This is a genomic window from Pseudomonas sp. GW821-FHT11G12 (assembly GCF_058808055.1).
The window spans coordinates 973300-987450 of the sequence record NZ_JBXARH010000001.1; the positions used below are offsets into that span (position 1 = coordinate 973300).

The 14151-nt window shown below is 59.5% G+C and carries 13 protein-coding genes; 6 read left to right on the forward strand and 7 right to left on the reverse strand.

The annotated features are described in order from the left end of the window. Nucleotides 1-48: 48 nt before the first annotated feature. The 3 genes from AC1RR7_RS04415 to AC1RR7_RS04425 form a co-directional block, all read right to left on the reverse strand. Nucleotides 49-414 (reverse strand): histone-like nucleoid-structuring protein, MvaT/MvaU family, encoded by a 366-nt coding sequence (locus tag AC1RR7_RS04415; RefSeq protein ID WP_096821522.1) that lies wholly within the window; start codon nucleotides 412-414, stop codon nucleotides 49-51. 235 nt (nucleotides 415-649) lie between these two features. Next, nucleotides 650-2185, reverse strand: a complete 1536-nt coding sequence (locus AC1RR7_RS04420) for an EAL domain-containing protein (RefSeq protein WP_493156284.1) — start codon at nucleotides 2183-2185, stop codon at nucleotides 650-652. A 115-nt stretch (nucleotides 2186-2300) separates the two neighbouring features. Further along, nucleotides 2301-3173 carry a LysR family transcriptional regulator gene (locus AC1RR7_RS04425; protein ID WP_102622229.1) on the reverse strand — a complete coding sequence of 291 codons (873 nt, stop codon included), beginning with the start codon at nucleotides 3171-3173 and terminating at the stop codon, nucleotides 2301-2303. Between the two features lie 77 nt (nucleotides 3174-3250). Between AC1RR7_RS04425 and AC1RR7_RS04430 the strand changes: the two genes are divergently transcribed. After that, a complete protein-coding gene (locus AC1RR7_RS04430) occupies nucleotides 3251-4198 on the forward strand; it encodes a DMT family transporter (RefSeq protein ID WP_493156286.1) in 948 nt (315 codons plus the stop codon). 246 nt (nucleotides 4199-4444) lie between these two features. Beyond that, a complete protein-coding gene (gene hppD, locus AC1RR7_RS04435) occupies nucleotides 4445-5521 on the forward strand; it encodes a 4-hydroxyphenylpyruvate dioxygenase (RefSeq protein ID WP_096821515.1) in 1077 nt (358 codons plus the stop codon). A gap of 60 nt (nucleotides 5522-5581) precedes the next feature. Here the strand turns inward: hppD and rarD are convergent, their stop codons facing one another. The 3 genes from rarD to AC1RR7_RS04450 all read right to left on the reverse strand — a co-directional run bounded on the left by rarD (nucleotide 5582) and on the right by AC1RR7_RS04450 (nucleotide 8744). Then, nucleotides 5582-6463 carry an EamA family transporter RarD gene (gene rarD, locus AC1RR7_RS04440; RefSeq protein ID WP_192558100.1) on the reverse strand — a complete coding sequence of 294 codons (882 nt, stop codon included), beginning with the start codon at nucleotides 6461-6463 and terminating at the stop codon, nucleotides 5582-5584. A gap of 298 nt (nucleotides 6464-6761) precedes the next feature. Beyond that, nucleotides 6762-7775 carry an aldo/keto reductase gene (locus tag AC1RR7_RS04445; RefSeq protein ID WP_493156289.1) on the reverse strand — a complete coding sequence of 338 codons (1014 nt, stop codon included), beginning with the start codon at nucleotides 7773-7775 and terminating at the stop codon, nucleotides 6762-6764. 69 nt (nucleotides 7776-7844) lie between these two features. Continuing rightward, nucleotides 7845-8744 (reverse strand): LysR family transcriptional regulator, encoded by a 900-nt coding sequence (locus AC1RR7_RS04450; RefSeq protein ID WP_493156291.1) that lies wholly within the window; start codon nucleotides 8742-8744, stop codon nucleotides 7845-7847. Between the two features lie 97 nt (nucleotides 8745-8841). Between AC1RR7_RS04450 and AC1RR7_RS04455 the strand changes: the two genes are divergently transcribed. Both AC1RR7_RS04455 and AC1RR7_RS04460 read left to right on the forward strand, forming a co-directional pair. Further along, entirely contained in the window at nucleotides 8842-9207 is a 366-nt protein-coding gene (locus tag AC1RR7_RS04455) for a VOC family protein (protein ID WP_102622225.1), read from the forward strand. Nucleotides 9208-9559: 352 nt separating this feature from the next. After that, the gene (locus tag AC1RR7_RS04460) at nucleotides 9560-9919 is read left to right on the forward strand and encodes a DUF6124 family protein (RefSeq protein ID WP_493156293.1); all 360 of its coding nucleotides are present in this window, start codon (nucleotides 9560-9562) and stop codon (nucleotides 9917-9919) included. Nucleotides 9920-10182: 263 nt separating this feature from the next. On the opposite strand, the gene AC1RR7_RS04465 is transcribed toward AC1RR7_RS04460, so the two are convergent. Then, nucleotides 10183-11493: an MFS transporter gene (locus AC1RR7_RS04465; RefSeq protein WP_493156295.1), complete on the reverse strand. Its 1311-nt coding sequence runs from the start codon at nucleotides 11491-11493 to the stop codon at nucleotides 10183-10185. 171 nt (nucleotides 11494-11664) lie between these two features. Between AC1RR7_RS04465 and AC1RR7_RS04470 the strand changes: the two genes are divergently transcribed. Both AC1RR7_RS04470 and AC1RR7_RS04475 read left to right on the forward strand, forming a co-directional pair. Further along, nucleotides 11665-12789, forward strand: a complete 1125-nt coding sequence (locus AC1RR7_RS04470) for a sugar diacid recognition domain-containing protein (RefSeq protein WP_096821508.1) — start codon at nucleotides 11665-11667, stop codon at nucleotides 12787-12789. Nucleotides 12790-12880: 91 nt separating this feature from the next. After that, nucleotides 12881-14020: a glycerate kinase gene (locus AC1RR7_RS04475; protein ID WP_192558094.1), complete on the forward strand. Its 1140-nt coding sequence runs from the start codon at nucleotides 12881-12883 to the stop codon at nucleotides 14018-14020. The last annotated feature ends 131 nt before the right edge of the window (nucleotides 14021-14151 follow it).

The window sequence follows — 14151 nt, forward strand, 5'->3', positions numbered from 1 at the left end:
GTCCAAAAAAAAGCCCTGCAAATGCAGGGCTTTTATGTTTGCGAGGGATTAACCGCGCAACCAGGAATCAACGGTGGCTGCACCGTATTGTTCCTTCCAGGCCTTCAGCCCGCGATGGTTGCCGCCCTTGGTCTCGATCAGCTCGCCGGTGTGCGGGTTCTGATAGACCTTGACCACGCGAGCGCGGCGGGTTTTAGGTGCCGCGGCCTGTTGCAGGCCGGATTTTGCCGGATTCGGATCGAGGATGGCGATGATGTCGCGCAGGCCCTTGCCGTAGGTTTTCATCAGCCCCTGGAGCTTTTCTTCGAATTCGATTTCTTTCTTGAGCCCGGCATCGTTCTTCAGCGACTCCAGCTGCTTGAGCTGTTCTTGAAGGGCCTTTTCGGCTGCGCGAAATTCAGCGAGTCTGGACAATATCTTTACTCCAATAGTGTGTTTGGCTGATACCAACCGCAAACAAAGCTATAAGCCAAGAGCCTTGAAGCGACTCGGTGATAGTGGCTCACCTGCCAATCTAGCAACAGGTAAGAAAAATTGTAGTAGTTAATGCGTCAAGAGTAAATCATGACTTTTTCTTTATGTAAAAACAGCGATGTCTTGTATCAATTTGGTGCGATCGCTCTGAGCCCGCCGGTTTTATCGCGTTTAGTTAATGGTGAGTTAATGCATCGATGAAGTCTGCGGCCGGCATCGGTTTGCCAAACAGATAGCCTTGCAGAAAGTTGACGTGGTGCGCGGTCAGGTAATCTGCCTGGGTCTGTGTTTCCACGCCTTCGGCTACCGTGCCAAGGTCCAGTTTGTCGGACAGTTCGATGATGCTGTCCAGAATGTGGCGGGACAGGGCGTCCTTATCAATCATGGCGACAAATGTCTGGTCGATCTTCAGGAAGTCGACATTGAATGTTCTCAAGTAACCCAGGCTCGAATGACCGGTGCCGAAGTCGTCGATGGCGATCTTCACGCCCATGGCGCGCAGTTGTGCAAACAGTTGATGGGTGATGTCGGTGGGCTCGATCAACTCGCGCTCGGTCAACTCCAGCACCAGACTGATGCTGCCGGGGGCGAAGGCCGCCAGAAACTCGCGGCAATCTTCCAGCAACTCCAGATCCTGGCAGTGACTGGCCGTAATGTTGATGCCGATGTGAAAAGGCGCCACAAAGGAAGACGACAGCGGCCCGAGTGCAACGGCGGTCTGTTGCATCAATGAACGGGTCATCGGCACGATCAGCCCGGAGTGTTCGGCAAACGGTATGAACAGGTCCGGACGCACCAGGCCTTCTTTGGGATGTTTCCAGCGCATCAACACTTCAGTGCCTGACCATTGTTTGCTGTCGCCATGCACTACCGGTTGAAAGTACGGAATGAATTCCCCCGCTTCCAGTGCGCGAAGCATTTCGTGACTCGGCGACGTAGAGCGTCTTTGCATGCTGTAGCCGATCGCGCCGGACACCGCGCCAAAAAACATCAGCAGGCTGAACAACGGCGGGTATTCGTTGCTCATGTACCGCCAGGTTTCACCTTCAGGGAAACCGGCCGACACCGTGAAAGCGTAGTGCGATGAGTTCAAGGTACTTTGCGCAACCGGCAACTCGGGCAGGGGGCCTTGGTGCACTTTGCCGTCGGCGGAAAGCCAGGTGTTGCCCACTTGCAGCAACAGCAATGTCTGCCGTCCGATCAGCCGCAGAATATTGCTCAAGTGATAACCGTCCAGCGTGGTCAGTGCGCCACCACGACCGTCGCTCAGCCGATACACCAGCAGCGCGGTGTCAGGCGTGACCGGGTTGCCGCTCATGAGCCACAACTTGCCCTGGGCATAATCGCCGGGATTGACCGCTTCTTTGAAGTCGCCGAACAGCGAACTGCAGTAGAGGTTGTTGTCCCACACCAGGTTGGTCGAGCGAACGAACGGGCGGCGGGTCACCTGTTCGCGCAAGGCCAGTTTGACGTTCTCGCACGTCTGGCCTGCCAGCGGCAGCAAATCACGCGCGGCCTGGGCGGTGTTGTCGAGCATCAGTTCGAATTGGCGCAGGGCTTCGTTGGCGGTTTCCCGGGAGCTCTGCTGGAGTGTGCGTTCGGCCTGCATGTGGAGAATGACGCTGCCGATGATGATCGGAAGCGCGCCACAAAGCAGTGTCACGATGATTCGGGTGCTGCGTTTGCGGCGGGGCCGGGCGGTCAGCGGCATGGGCGCATCCTGTCGCGATGAAATGGGATTCTCGATTGCAGACGGGGCAACGGAGCACCTTCCGGAAAGCGTTTGCTCTGTGCCCATGATAGATGGCCGATGGCGCTTGTGCCGCTCATCGGTAATCCAGTCGTGTCGCCAGCTGGATAAAGGCCAGGGCGGCGGGTGAAGCCTGACGTTGGTCAAGCACGGCCAGACCGACTTGTCGTTGCACGGTGGGTGACAGCGGTCGCTTCACGTAGCGCGGATCCGCCTCAACCGGCAGAGAACCCTCGGCCACGACCGTAATGGCATCACCTCGGCCCACGGTGTCGAGGGTGCTCAGCAACTGCGAGCAGCGGTAGCGGATATTCGGGCTCAACTTTGCTGCGTTGAACATCCGCGACACCAACTCCGAGGAACCTGCCTCGGTCAGCACGAACGGGTCGTTGCACAGCGCCTTCAGGGTCAACGCATCACGAGTCGCCAGCGGATGATCGAGAGGGAGCAGGGCGACCATCTGATCTTCCACCAGGGCAAACGTGTCGAATCGATCTTCAGGCAGGACCACGAAACCGATATCGATCCGCCGCTCCTCAAGCCACTGGACCACTTGCCGATCCGGCCCTTCGTCGATGTGCACCTCGATGCCCGGATGCGCCTCGCGGTAATGCCGAAGAATGCTCGGCAGCAACCTGATCGATGACGTCGGGCCGAACGAACCGATACGCAACGTGCCGCGTTTCATGCCCCGCGCATCGGCGGCTTCCTGACGTAATGTGTTGGCCAGCCCGAGCATGGCCCGTGCGCGCAACAGCAATTGTTCGCCAATGTCGCTGAGCTCCACGTGCGATTGATGCCGGCGCAGCAATTCGACGCCCAGTTCCTGCTCCAGCGACTTCAAGGCGTGGGACACCGCCGACTGTGAAATCCCCAGGCGATGAGCGGCGAGGGTGAAGCCGCGTAGCTCGGCCACCAGCGAAAAGATCTCGAGTTGGGTCAGGGTCATGAGTAAAGACTCATTTTACGATGATGTTGAATCAGTCGAATGATACGTCATTCGTCAGTTTCATCGTCGGGAGTGTTATGAACAGTCATGAATCCATTCGTCCGGTCGCCTCGGACATGTCGGTCTATCTGAACCTCGCCATGGTCAGCATGATCTGGGGCGGGACCTGGGTGGCCGGGCGGTTTCTGGCCGGCAGTCTGAGTCCGATCTTCGCTGCCAGTCTTCGGTTCTTGCTGGCCAGCGTCGCGCTGCTTGGATTTTTGTGGCTGGCGCGGATTCCCTTCGCACGGCCGACGGCGGGGCAATGGCTGCAACTGGCATCGCTGGGGTTCTTCGGAATTTTCTTTTACAACCTGTGCTTCTTTTACGGCTTGCAATACATCAATGCATCGCGGGCTTCGCTGATTGTTGCGTTAAATCCGGCGGTGATTGGCCTGGCGTCATGGCTGCTGTTCAAGGAGCGCCTGAGTCGATTGAAAGTCATTGGCATCCTGGTTTGCATCGCTGGTGCGGGTGTAGTGATCGTCAGCCGCAATCCGCAATTGCTGGCCGCAACGCCAGACGCCTGGATCGGCGACCTGCTGATTCTTGGCTGCGTGTTGAGTTGGGGTGTTTATTCGCTGTTCTCCCGCCGTCTCAACCAGAGCATCGGCCCATTGCAGACGGTGACCTTTTCGATTCTGCTCGGCACGCTGATGCTCTGGACGCTGGCTACCGTTCGCGGCGAAGTGAGCGGGGCGGCGGTGGCCAGTCTGGGGATGACGCAATGGCTGAGCCTGATCTATCTCGGGGTGCTGGGCTCGGCGCTGGCCTACATTGGCTATTACGATGGCATCCGCAAAATTGGCGCGACCCGCTCCGGCGTATTCATTGCGCTCAACCCGCTGACCGCCGTGCTGGCTGGTGCAATCCTGCTGGGCGAGCAACTGACGATGCCGATGTGCCTTGGCGGCGTGCTGATTCTGGCGGGCATCTGGCTGTGCAACAAACCCCTTGCACCGGGCCGAAAAAAGCGGATTTTATAGAGAGGGCAGACAACCCTATTTACGCTGTGTAGAATCGGGTTACGCATACAATAATAATCGTCTTCTGGCAGCAGAAGCCTCGCCCGCAAGAGCCTTGGGTCGACAATGAAGATATTCGGGTTTCAACTGATCTACGGTGACTTCCTCGCCCGCAGTGTGCGTGGCATCTCCTGTGCGCCACCCACCGGTCTCAGCATTACTGACAAATAACTCTGGTTAATTGATAAGAATGATGAGGCGCCAACCATGGCAGATTTATACGAAAACCCAATGGGCCTGATGGGCTTCGAGTTCATCGAGTTCGCATCGCCGACTCCTGGCACCCTGGAGCCGATCTTCGAGATCATGGGCTTCACCAAGGTCGCGACCCACCGTTCCAAGAACGTGCACCTGTATCGCCAGGGCGCGATCAACCTGATCCTCAACAACGAACCCCACAGCGTTGCTTCGTACTTCGCGGCTGAACACGGCCCGTCCGTGTGTGGCATGGCGTTCCGGGTCAAGGATTCGCAAAAAGCCTACAAACGCGCTCTGGAACTCGGCGCTCAGCCGATCCACATCGAAACCGGTCCGATGGAGTTGAACCTGCCGGCGATCAAAGGCATTGGCGGTGCGCCGCTGTACCTGATCGACCGTTTCGGCGAAGGCAGCTCGATCTATGACATCGACTTCGTGTTCATCGAAGGTGTTGACCGCAACCCGGTCGGTGCCGGCCTGAAGATCATCGATCACCTGACCCACAACGTGTATCGCGGTCGCATGGCCTACTGGGCAAACTTCTACGAGAAACTGTTCAACTTCCGCGAGATCCGTTACTTCGACATCAAGGGCGAATACACCGGCCTGACCTCGAAAGCGATGACTGCGCCGGACGGCATGATCCGCATCCCGCTCAACGAAGAATCGTCGAAGGGCGCCGGGCAGATCGAAGAGTTCCTGATGCAGTTCAACGGCGAAGGCATCCAGCACGTGGCGTTCCTCACCGACGACCTGGTCAAGACCTGGGATCAGTTGAAGAAGATCGGCATGCGCTTCATGACCGCGCCGCCGGACACCTACTACGAAATGCTCGAAGGCCGCCTGCCGAACCACGGCGAGCCGGTCGATCAGCTGCAATCGCGCGGCATCCTGCTGGATGGTGCGTCGGATAAGGAAGACAAGCGTCTGCTGCTGCAAATCTTCTCGGAAACCCTGATGGGCCCGGTGTTCTTCGAATTCATCCAGCGCAAAGGCGACGATGGCTTCGGCGAAGGCAACTTCAAGGCACTGTTCGAATCGATCGAGCGTGACCAGGTGCGTCGTGGCGTACTCGCCACCGAGTAATCTGCAGATGTAAAAAAGCCCGGCCTGCAATGTTGCAGGCCGGGCTTTTTATTGCGCGTCTTACGGGCGCCGCTGGCGCATCAGATGCTTGAACCCTTCAAACACCAGCACCACCACCGCCAGCCAGATCGGGATGTAGGTCAGCCATTCACCGGGTTTGATGCTCTCGCCGAGCAGCAGTGCCACACCGAGCAGCAGCACTGGCTCCACGTAACTCAACAAACCAAACAGGCTGAACGGCAACAAGCGGCTGGCGATGATGTACACCACCAGCGCCGACGCACTGATCAGACCGAGCAGCGGAATCAGCCACGCCAGCGCCGGATACTGATCGAACACGCCAAAACCCTGTTCGCCGCCGCGTACAAACCAGTACGCCACCGGCAGCATCAGCGTCATGTCGACCCACAAGCCGCCGAGGTTGTCGGTCTTGAGGTATTTGCGCAGCACGAAATACAACGGGTAACCGACGACCACCACCAGCGTCGCCCAGGAAAACCCGCCGACCTGATACAACTCGTTCAACACCCCGAGGCTGGCAAAAAACACCGCGACTTTTTGCAGGTACGACAGGCTTTCGCCATAAGCGATGCGCCCGGTCAGCACCATGGCCAACGGCAGCAGGAAGTAGCCCAGCGATACATCGAGGCTGTAGCCATTGAGCGGCGCCCACATGAACAACCACAACTGCACACCCAGCAACGCAGCCGAAACGATCAGGCCACCGATCAACTTCGGCAGCGCTGGGACCCGGCGCAGCAACTCGAGCACGCGCCGCCATTCGCCGGACAACAACATGAACACGGTCATGCAGGGCACGGTCAGCAGCATCCGCCAACCGAAGATTTCCACGCCGCTCAACGGAGTGAGCAACGAGGTGTAGTAATACATGACGGCAAACAGCGTCGATGCTGTCACCGATAGAGCAATGCCTTTAGACAAACTGTCCTCGCGGGGGTGATGGTGAAACGGGGCGCGCAGGATACGTGGTTTTTGTGCTGAATATTGGCCGAGTGATCAATATTTCCAACAATCAAAAGCTCCCTCACCCCAGCCCTCTCCCGGAGGGAGAGGGAGCCGACCGAGGTGTCTTAAGAAATCTGTCGACCTGAAAAGGCCAGTCGATTATGGATTCACCACGAAAGCTTCAGGCAAAAGCTTAGCTTCAATGTTCCCCAATCGGTTCCCTCTCCCTCCGGGAGAGGGCTAGGCGGGCGGCGTTCCGATGAGGGCAGCGATCTCAAGCCTGGCGCGGTTTCCGGCCCGACACAAAATGGCTCACATCATTGAACCCCGGCGTAGACGCGTGCCCCGGCGTCACCAGCGAGTCGATAAACGCCTCATCCTGCGCCGTAATCTTCACCGCCTGCGCCTTGGTGTACGCGTCCCACTGTTCTTCAGTACGCGGCCCGACAATCGCCGACGTCACCGCGCCGTTGTTCAGCACCCAGGCAATCGCAAACTCGACAATCCCGACCCCGCGCTCCTGGGTGTATTGCTGAATCTGCTGGGCAATGCGCAACGATTCCACCCGCCATTCGGTTTCCAGAATCCGTTTGTCCTGGCGCCCGGCACGGCTGTTGGCGTCCGGGGTCACGTCCGGTGCGTACTTGCCGCTGAGCACGCCACGGGCCAGCGGGCTGTAAGGCACGACGCCGAGGCCATAAGTCTGGGCGGCGGTGATCTGTTCGGTTTCGGCCTGACGGTTGACGATGTTGTACAGCGGCTGGCTGATCACCGGGCGATCGACGCCCAGTTTGTCCGCCACGCGAATCACCTCGGCAATCCGCCAGCCGCGATAGTTCGACAGGCCCCAATAACGGATCTTGCCCTGGCGAATCAGATCGCCAATCGCCGAGATCGTCACTTCCAGTGGCGTGTTGTGGTCTTCGCGGTGCAGGTAATAGATGTCGAGGTAGTCGGTGCCGAGCCGGGTCAGGCTGGCCTCCAGACCATTGAAGATGTGCTTGCGGCTCAAACCGCTGCGGTTCGGCACACCGTCCACCGGGCCGAAACCGACCTTGGTCGCCAGCACCCATTCATGCCGATGACGGGCGATGGCTTCGCCGACGATCTCTTCCGAGCGGCCGTTGGTGTAGACGTCCGCGGTGTCGATGAAATTGATGCCTTGATCCCACGCCTTGTCGATGATGCGCAGCGACTCTTCCGCGCTGGTCTGTTCGCCGAACATCATCGTGCCGAGGGTGAGGGTGGACACCTGCAACCCCGAGTGACCCAGTGTGCGATAGCTCATGCCGAAATCCTTTTGTCGGTGGGAAAGCTTCCATCAAATACCAGAAGCATCCGGCGCGGCAAAGTGAATTTATCGGCGCAATGCCTCGCAACGCTCGCGCAAAAACGCCTGCAACACCTTGACCCGTTCCGACACCTGCACCCGGTGCGGGCACAGCAGATTAAACGGCACGCTCTCGCCGAGCCAGTCATCGAACAGCGTCAGCAGCCGCCCGGCACGCACGTCTTCGGCGACGTCGAGCCAGGCCTTGTAGGCGATGCCGTGCCCGGCGAGCGCCCAGCGGCGGGCGACTTCGCCGTCGTCGCTGAGGTAGTCGCCGCGTACTTCGACCTCAACCGTTTCGTCGTCGCGATGGAAGCGCCAGGTGTTATAGGGACGACCGTTGCGCAGGTAGAGCAGGGCGCTGTGCTCGCTCAATTCGGCAGGATTTTGCGGTGTACCGTGGCGCTTCAGATAGGCAGGACTGGCGCAGGCGACACGACGATGCTCAGGCAGAATCGGTAACGCCACCAGCGTCGAATCACTCGGCACGCCAAAGCGCAGCGCCACATCCACTGTCTCGCGAAACAGGTCCGCATGTCGGTCGTTGAGCAGCAATTGCAGTTGAATGTGCGGGTGCTCGCGCTTGAAATCGTCCAGCCACGGCAGCAGCACGTTGCGCCCGAAGTCCGACGGCGCCGCCAGTTGCAGCACGCCGCTCAGGCCTTCGGTCTGCTGCTTCAGCGCCTGCTCGCCCTCGGCCAGGGTGGCAAGCGCCAGACGCACGCTTTCCAGATAGCGCCGGCCTTCTTCGGTCAGGCGCATGCTGCGGGTCGAGCGGGCGAAGAGGCGGATGCCGAGGCGGGTTTCCAGGCGTTTCAAGGCGATGCTGGCGGCGGCCGGCGTCAGCTCAAGCGCCCGGGCGGCGGCGGAAATGCTGCCGGAGTCGGCGGTGCGGACGAAGATCTCAAGATCCAGAATCGAGCTCATTGGTAAAAATCCTTTAAAGATCCTTGGCGTTTTGCGGGATTTTTCCGGGATTGGCAAGCGCAGATACTGGAATCCTGAATAACCGCAGGAGACAGACATGACGTGGACATTCGATCATCTCGCCTTCAACACCGCTGACGGGCAGACGCTGCAGGACGCTTTCGGCGGGTTATTGGGATTGACGCCGGGGCGTCGGCCACCGTTTCCGTTTCCCGGACGCTGGTTGTATCAGGATGGGCAGGCGCTGGTGCATGTGATTGAGCAGCCTGCGCCGGGCGAGACTGCTTTGAGTCATATTGCGTTTCGTACCGATGAAGATGCAGCGGTGATTTTGAAGCGGGTGCAAGGCAGTGGGTTGCCGTATCAGGTGGCGCAGGTGCCGGAGGATGGGATCTGGCAGATTTTTGTGCAGATGCCGGGCGGGTTGGTGCTGGAACTGGATGCGAAAACGGGGATCTTGTGAGCGTTTAATCGTGGCGTTTAAAGGACACGTTCAGACACGCACCCCAGGCTACACAACCTTGCGCCGTTGCCTACGACTAAGCCAGAATCCGCCGGCTTGTGCGCTTAAGGGCCGGGTTTTATCGTTGTCCCGTCGCTGAAAAGAACAGCGATCGGGTTTGGTAGCCCGGTTTTAATCTGGCGCATAGCGCACCTATATTCAGAGTTTTTTCTGTTTTTATGGTGGCCATGCGTAGGGCGTCTTCGGGCGCGCCGGTTTGCCAGATCACCGGTCTACCAACCTTCGTATGGCCGCCACCCAATCGTTTGGTAGCGAAGGTGATGGCTCCAATCTTGTATCTGGAGATTCACTTATGATCAAACCAACACCCAACCCACCCGAAGTCGACACCACCTCGCCCTACGAAACCCTCGATTCAAAGAAATTCCACGAAGCCGCCGAACGCGCGCTCGATCACTACCTCAATCCGCTGCTCCCCAGAAAACCGCTGCTCAAGCCCAACACCCGCTACCTCATCGCCCCCGGCATCGACAGCGAAGAACTGCTGGCCGACGCCTGCGAAACCCTGACTTCGGCCAAGACCATGGCCACCGACTTCGCCGGGCTGGTGGACGGTTCGCATCGGCATGTGCTGCTGGGGATTGCGCAACTGATCATGCTGAGTGAACTGGCGGTGAATCGGGCGCTGGATAATCTGGAAGTAGAAAGCTGAAAATCAAAAGCGCCCTCACCCTAACCCTCTCCCGGAGGGAGAGGGGACTGACCGAGGTGTTCTTACGAAATGCATAGACCTGAAACATCGAGTCGAACTCAGGCTTAGAAAAACACACAAATCGGCTCCCTTTCCCCCTCGCCCCCCTGGGGGAGAGGGCTGGGGTGAGGGGGTGACGTTTGCAGCGACACCGCAAAACAGAAATCATACACCCAGAATAGAAAACGGCCCTGAAGAGGGCCGTTTCTGTATTCCGCCAAGGCTTAAGCCCGCAACGTCCGCGTCATCCGCAACGCCAGCAAACTCCCGCCAACAATCACACCCGCCAGCAGATAAAGCGCCGCATCCGTCGACCCGGTGCTGTCCTTGACCCAACCCACCAGATAAGGGCTGAGGAACCCGGCCATCTGCCCCATCGAGTTGATCAACGCCAACCCACCCGCCGCAGCACCCGCGCTCAGCATGGCAGTCGGCACCGGCCAGAACATCGGCAACCCAGTCAACGCACCCATGGTCGCAATGGTCAAACCGAGGATCGCAATCGTCGGATTCGCCGCGAAGTTCACCGCGATCAGCAGGCCGACAGCGCCCATCAACATCGGCACCACCAAGTGCCAGCGACGTTCTTTGCGCAAGTCCGCCGAACGCCCGACCACCAGCATGAACACCGCCGCCAGCAGATACGGAATCGCACTCAACCAGCCAATCACCAGGTTGTCACTGAAGCCGAGGTTCTTGATGATCGACGGCAGCCAGAAGTTGATCGCGTACACGCCGCTCTGGATGCAGAAGTAGATCAGGCCAAACGCCCAGATCGCCGGGTTCTTGAACACGGCGATCAGCGAATCGGAAGTGGTTTTCGGTTTGTTCGCCAGGTCTTCTGCCTGATCGGCTTCCAGCACCGAACGCTCGTGAGGGGTCAGCCATTTGGCGTTGGCGAAGTTATCGCTGAGCAGGAAGTAGGCGAGTGCGCCCAGTATCACGGTCGGAATGCCTTGCAGCAGGAACATCCACTGCCAGCCAGCCAAACCGCCCTGGCCCGCAGCGAAGTGATTCAGGATCCAGCCGGAGAACGGACTGCCGAGCAGGCCCGACACCGGGATCGCCGACATGAACAGCGCCATGATCCGGCCACGGCGAAAGGTCGGGAACCACTGCGAGAGATAGAGCACCACGCCCGGGAAGAACCCGGCTTCGGCGGCGCCAGTGAACAGGCGCAAGGTGTAAAACTCGGTCGGCGTGGTGACGAACAGCAGGCAGGTCGACAGCGTGCCCCAGGTGATCATCATCAGCGCAATCCAGCGCCGTGGGCCGAATTTGGTCAGGGCCAGGTTGCTCGGTACGCCGCACAGCACGTAGCCGATGAAGAAGATACCGGCACCAAGGCCGTACACGGTTTCGCTGAATTTCAGCGCGTCAAGCATCTGCAGTTTGGCGAATCCAACGTTGACCCGGTCGAGGTAGTTGAACAGGTAGCAGATGAAGATGAAGGGGATCAAACGCAGGGTGATGCGTTTGTAGACGGCATTTTTATCGTCATCGATGGTCTGGGCGGCAGCGGCGCTCTGCGACATGGCGGCTCTCTCTTTATTATGATTTTTTGCGATGCAAAGGGTAACGTTGATCGCCCTGAGAGTCTCGGCCACCTTTGGCCGGATTGTCTTTGTGCCTGAGCACAGGGTTTGCCGCCAGACCCTGTGCGGGTGAACAACCGTCCGCGCCTGTTTTCAAGGATCCCAGCCCTTATGTTCGAACTCGATCACGACCTCGCCCAGGACATCGTCGACCGGGCCATGGCCATTTTGCCGTACAACGTCAACGTCATGGACAGCCAGGGGCTGATCCTCGGCAGTGGCGAGCCGGAGCGGATCAACACCCGTCACGAAGGTGCGCAACTGGTGCTGGCCAACGGGCGAGTAGTGGAGATCGACGCGCAGACCGCCGTGCATTTGAAAGGTGTGCAGCCGGGGATCAATCTGCCGCTGCTGCTCGATCAGCGTTTGATCGGTGTGCTCGGGATCACCGGTGAGCCGGAGCAATTGCGCACTTACGCCGAACTGGTGCGCATGACGGCTGAAATGCTGGTCGGCCAGCGCAATCAGCAATCCGAGCAGCAGTGGCGGCGGCAACGCTGCGATGACTTGCTCGCGTTGCTGTTGAGCGAAGCAGGGGACTCGCCGCGTTTGGTCGATGAAGCTCAGCAACTCGGGCTGAAACCGCAACTGACGCGGGTGCCCTATCTGTTTGAATTGGGTCTGGAGCATGGGCCGGGGCAGACCGTCGAGGCGCTGAGTGCCTGGTTGATGACGCGCTATCCGGACAGCTGGTGCGTGAGTTCCGCGAAGTCGTCACTGCTGTGGTGCCGGCCAGCGAGTCAGAACGTCGAGCATGATCGTTTGCTGGAAAAACTCGATGGCCTGGGCTGGAACATCCTGCGCATCGCCGTCGGTGGGCAGGCCGATGGGCTGGCCGGGTTACGCCGTTGCTATCGGCGGGTCGGCGACTTGCTCGCCTATGGCCGCGAAGTGCTGCCACGTTCACGGCTGCTGACTCTCAATCGCTATCGCTTGCCGGTCATGCTCTGGCGCCATCGCAACGATGATGCGCTGGATGAACTGCTCAAACCGTTGCGCAAGGTCATCGCCAAGGACAACAACGGCCAGTTGCTCGCGACCCTGCGCAGTTGGTGCGATCACGACGGGCAGAGCCAGGCTTGCGCGGATGCGTTGGGGATTCACCGCAACAGCCTGCGCTATCGGATGGAGCGAATTGCCGAGTTGAGCGGGGTCGATCCGCTGAGGCTCGACGGGATGCTGGCGTTGTATCTGGGTGTGCAATTGCTGCCGCAGACTGACGATTTGTCGAAATGAACAATAAACGCCTATCCAACTTGTGCAGCGGACAGGCGTCAACGCGCAAGGCGACTGGCAGCATGAGGGGCATTGGAACTGGAGAATTCGCATGAAAATCGTCATCGCCCCCGATTCGTTCAAGGACAGCCTGAGTGCCCAAGGCGTTGCAGAAGCCATTGCGCTGGGTCTGGCGCAGGTCTGGCCGCAGGCGACGCTGGTCAAATGCCCGATGGCCGACGGTGGCGAAGGCACGGTGGAGTCGATTCTCGCCGCGTGTGAAGGTGAACTGCGCCGCACCCGCGTGCGTGGTCCGTTGGGTGCGGCGGTCGAAGCGGCGTGGGGCTGGTTGCCGCATAACCACACCGCGATCATCGAAATGGCCGAGGCCAGTGGTCTGCAACTGGTGCCGCCGGGGCAACGCGATGCGTGCATCAGCAGTACCTTCGGCACGGGCGAATTGATCCGCGCAGCGCTGGATGCAGGCGCACAACGGGTGATCCTCGCCATCGGCGGCAGCGCCACGAATGACGGCGGCGCTGGTGCAATGCAGGCGCTGGGCGTGAAGTTGCTGGACGCTCAAGGGCAATCACTGGTGCCGGGCGGCCTCGCGCTGGCGCAACTCGCCAAGCTGGACCTCAACGAACTGGACCCGCGTCTGGCGCAAGTCCGTTTCGACATCGCCGCCGACGTCAACAATCCGCTATGCGGCCCCCACGGCGCCTCGGCGATCTTCGGCCCGCAGAAAGGCGCATCACCCGCGCAAGTGCAGCAACTGGATCAGGCCCTCGGTCACTTCGCCGAACTCTGCGCGCAAGCGTTGGATAAAGACGTTCGTGATGAGCCGGGCAGCGGTGCAGCGGGCGGACTGGGTTTTGCAGCCAAAGCGTTTCTCGGCGCGCGGTTCCAGGCCGGGGTTGAAGTGGTCGCCGAATTGGTCGGGCTGGCCGATGCAGTGAAAGGCGCAGATCTGGTGATCACCGGGGAAGGGCGCTTCGACGCGCAGACCTTGCGCGGCAAAACCCCGTTTGGCGTCGCGCGGATCGCCAAGCAACACGGCGTCCCCGTGATCGTCATTGCCGGCACCCTCGGCGAGGGCTATCAAGAACTCTACGGTCACGGCATCGACGCCGCATTCGCCGTCACCAGCGGCCCGATGACCCTCGAACAAGCCTGCGCCGAAGCACCGCGTCTGCTGCGCGAGCGCGCTACGGACATTGCCCGCGTCTGGCGCATGGCGACTCCGGACTGACCTGTCACCCATCATCTAAAACGTCGGGTGTTTCAATAGCGAAACACTCGCAATAATTTGAAAAATATTTGTTCTTTACCTGCAAAATTCCTCAAGCCTGGCCGATATAAAGATCAGGCGCGCACAAGACT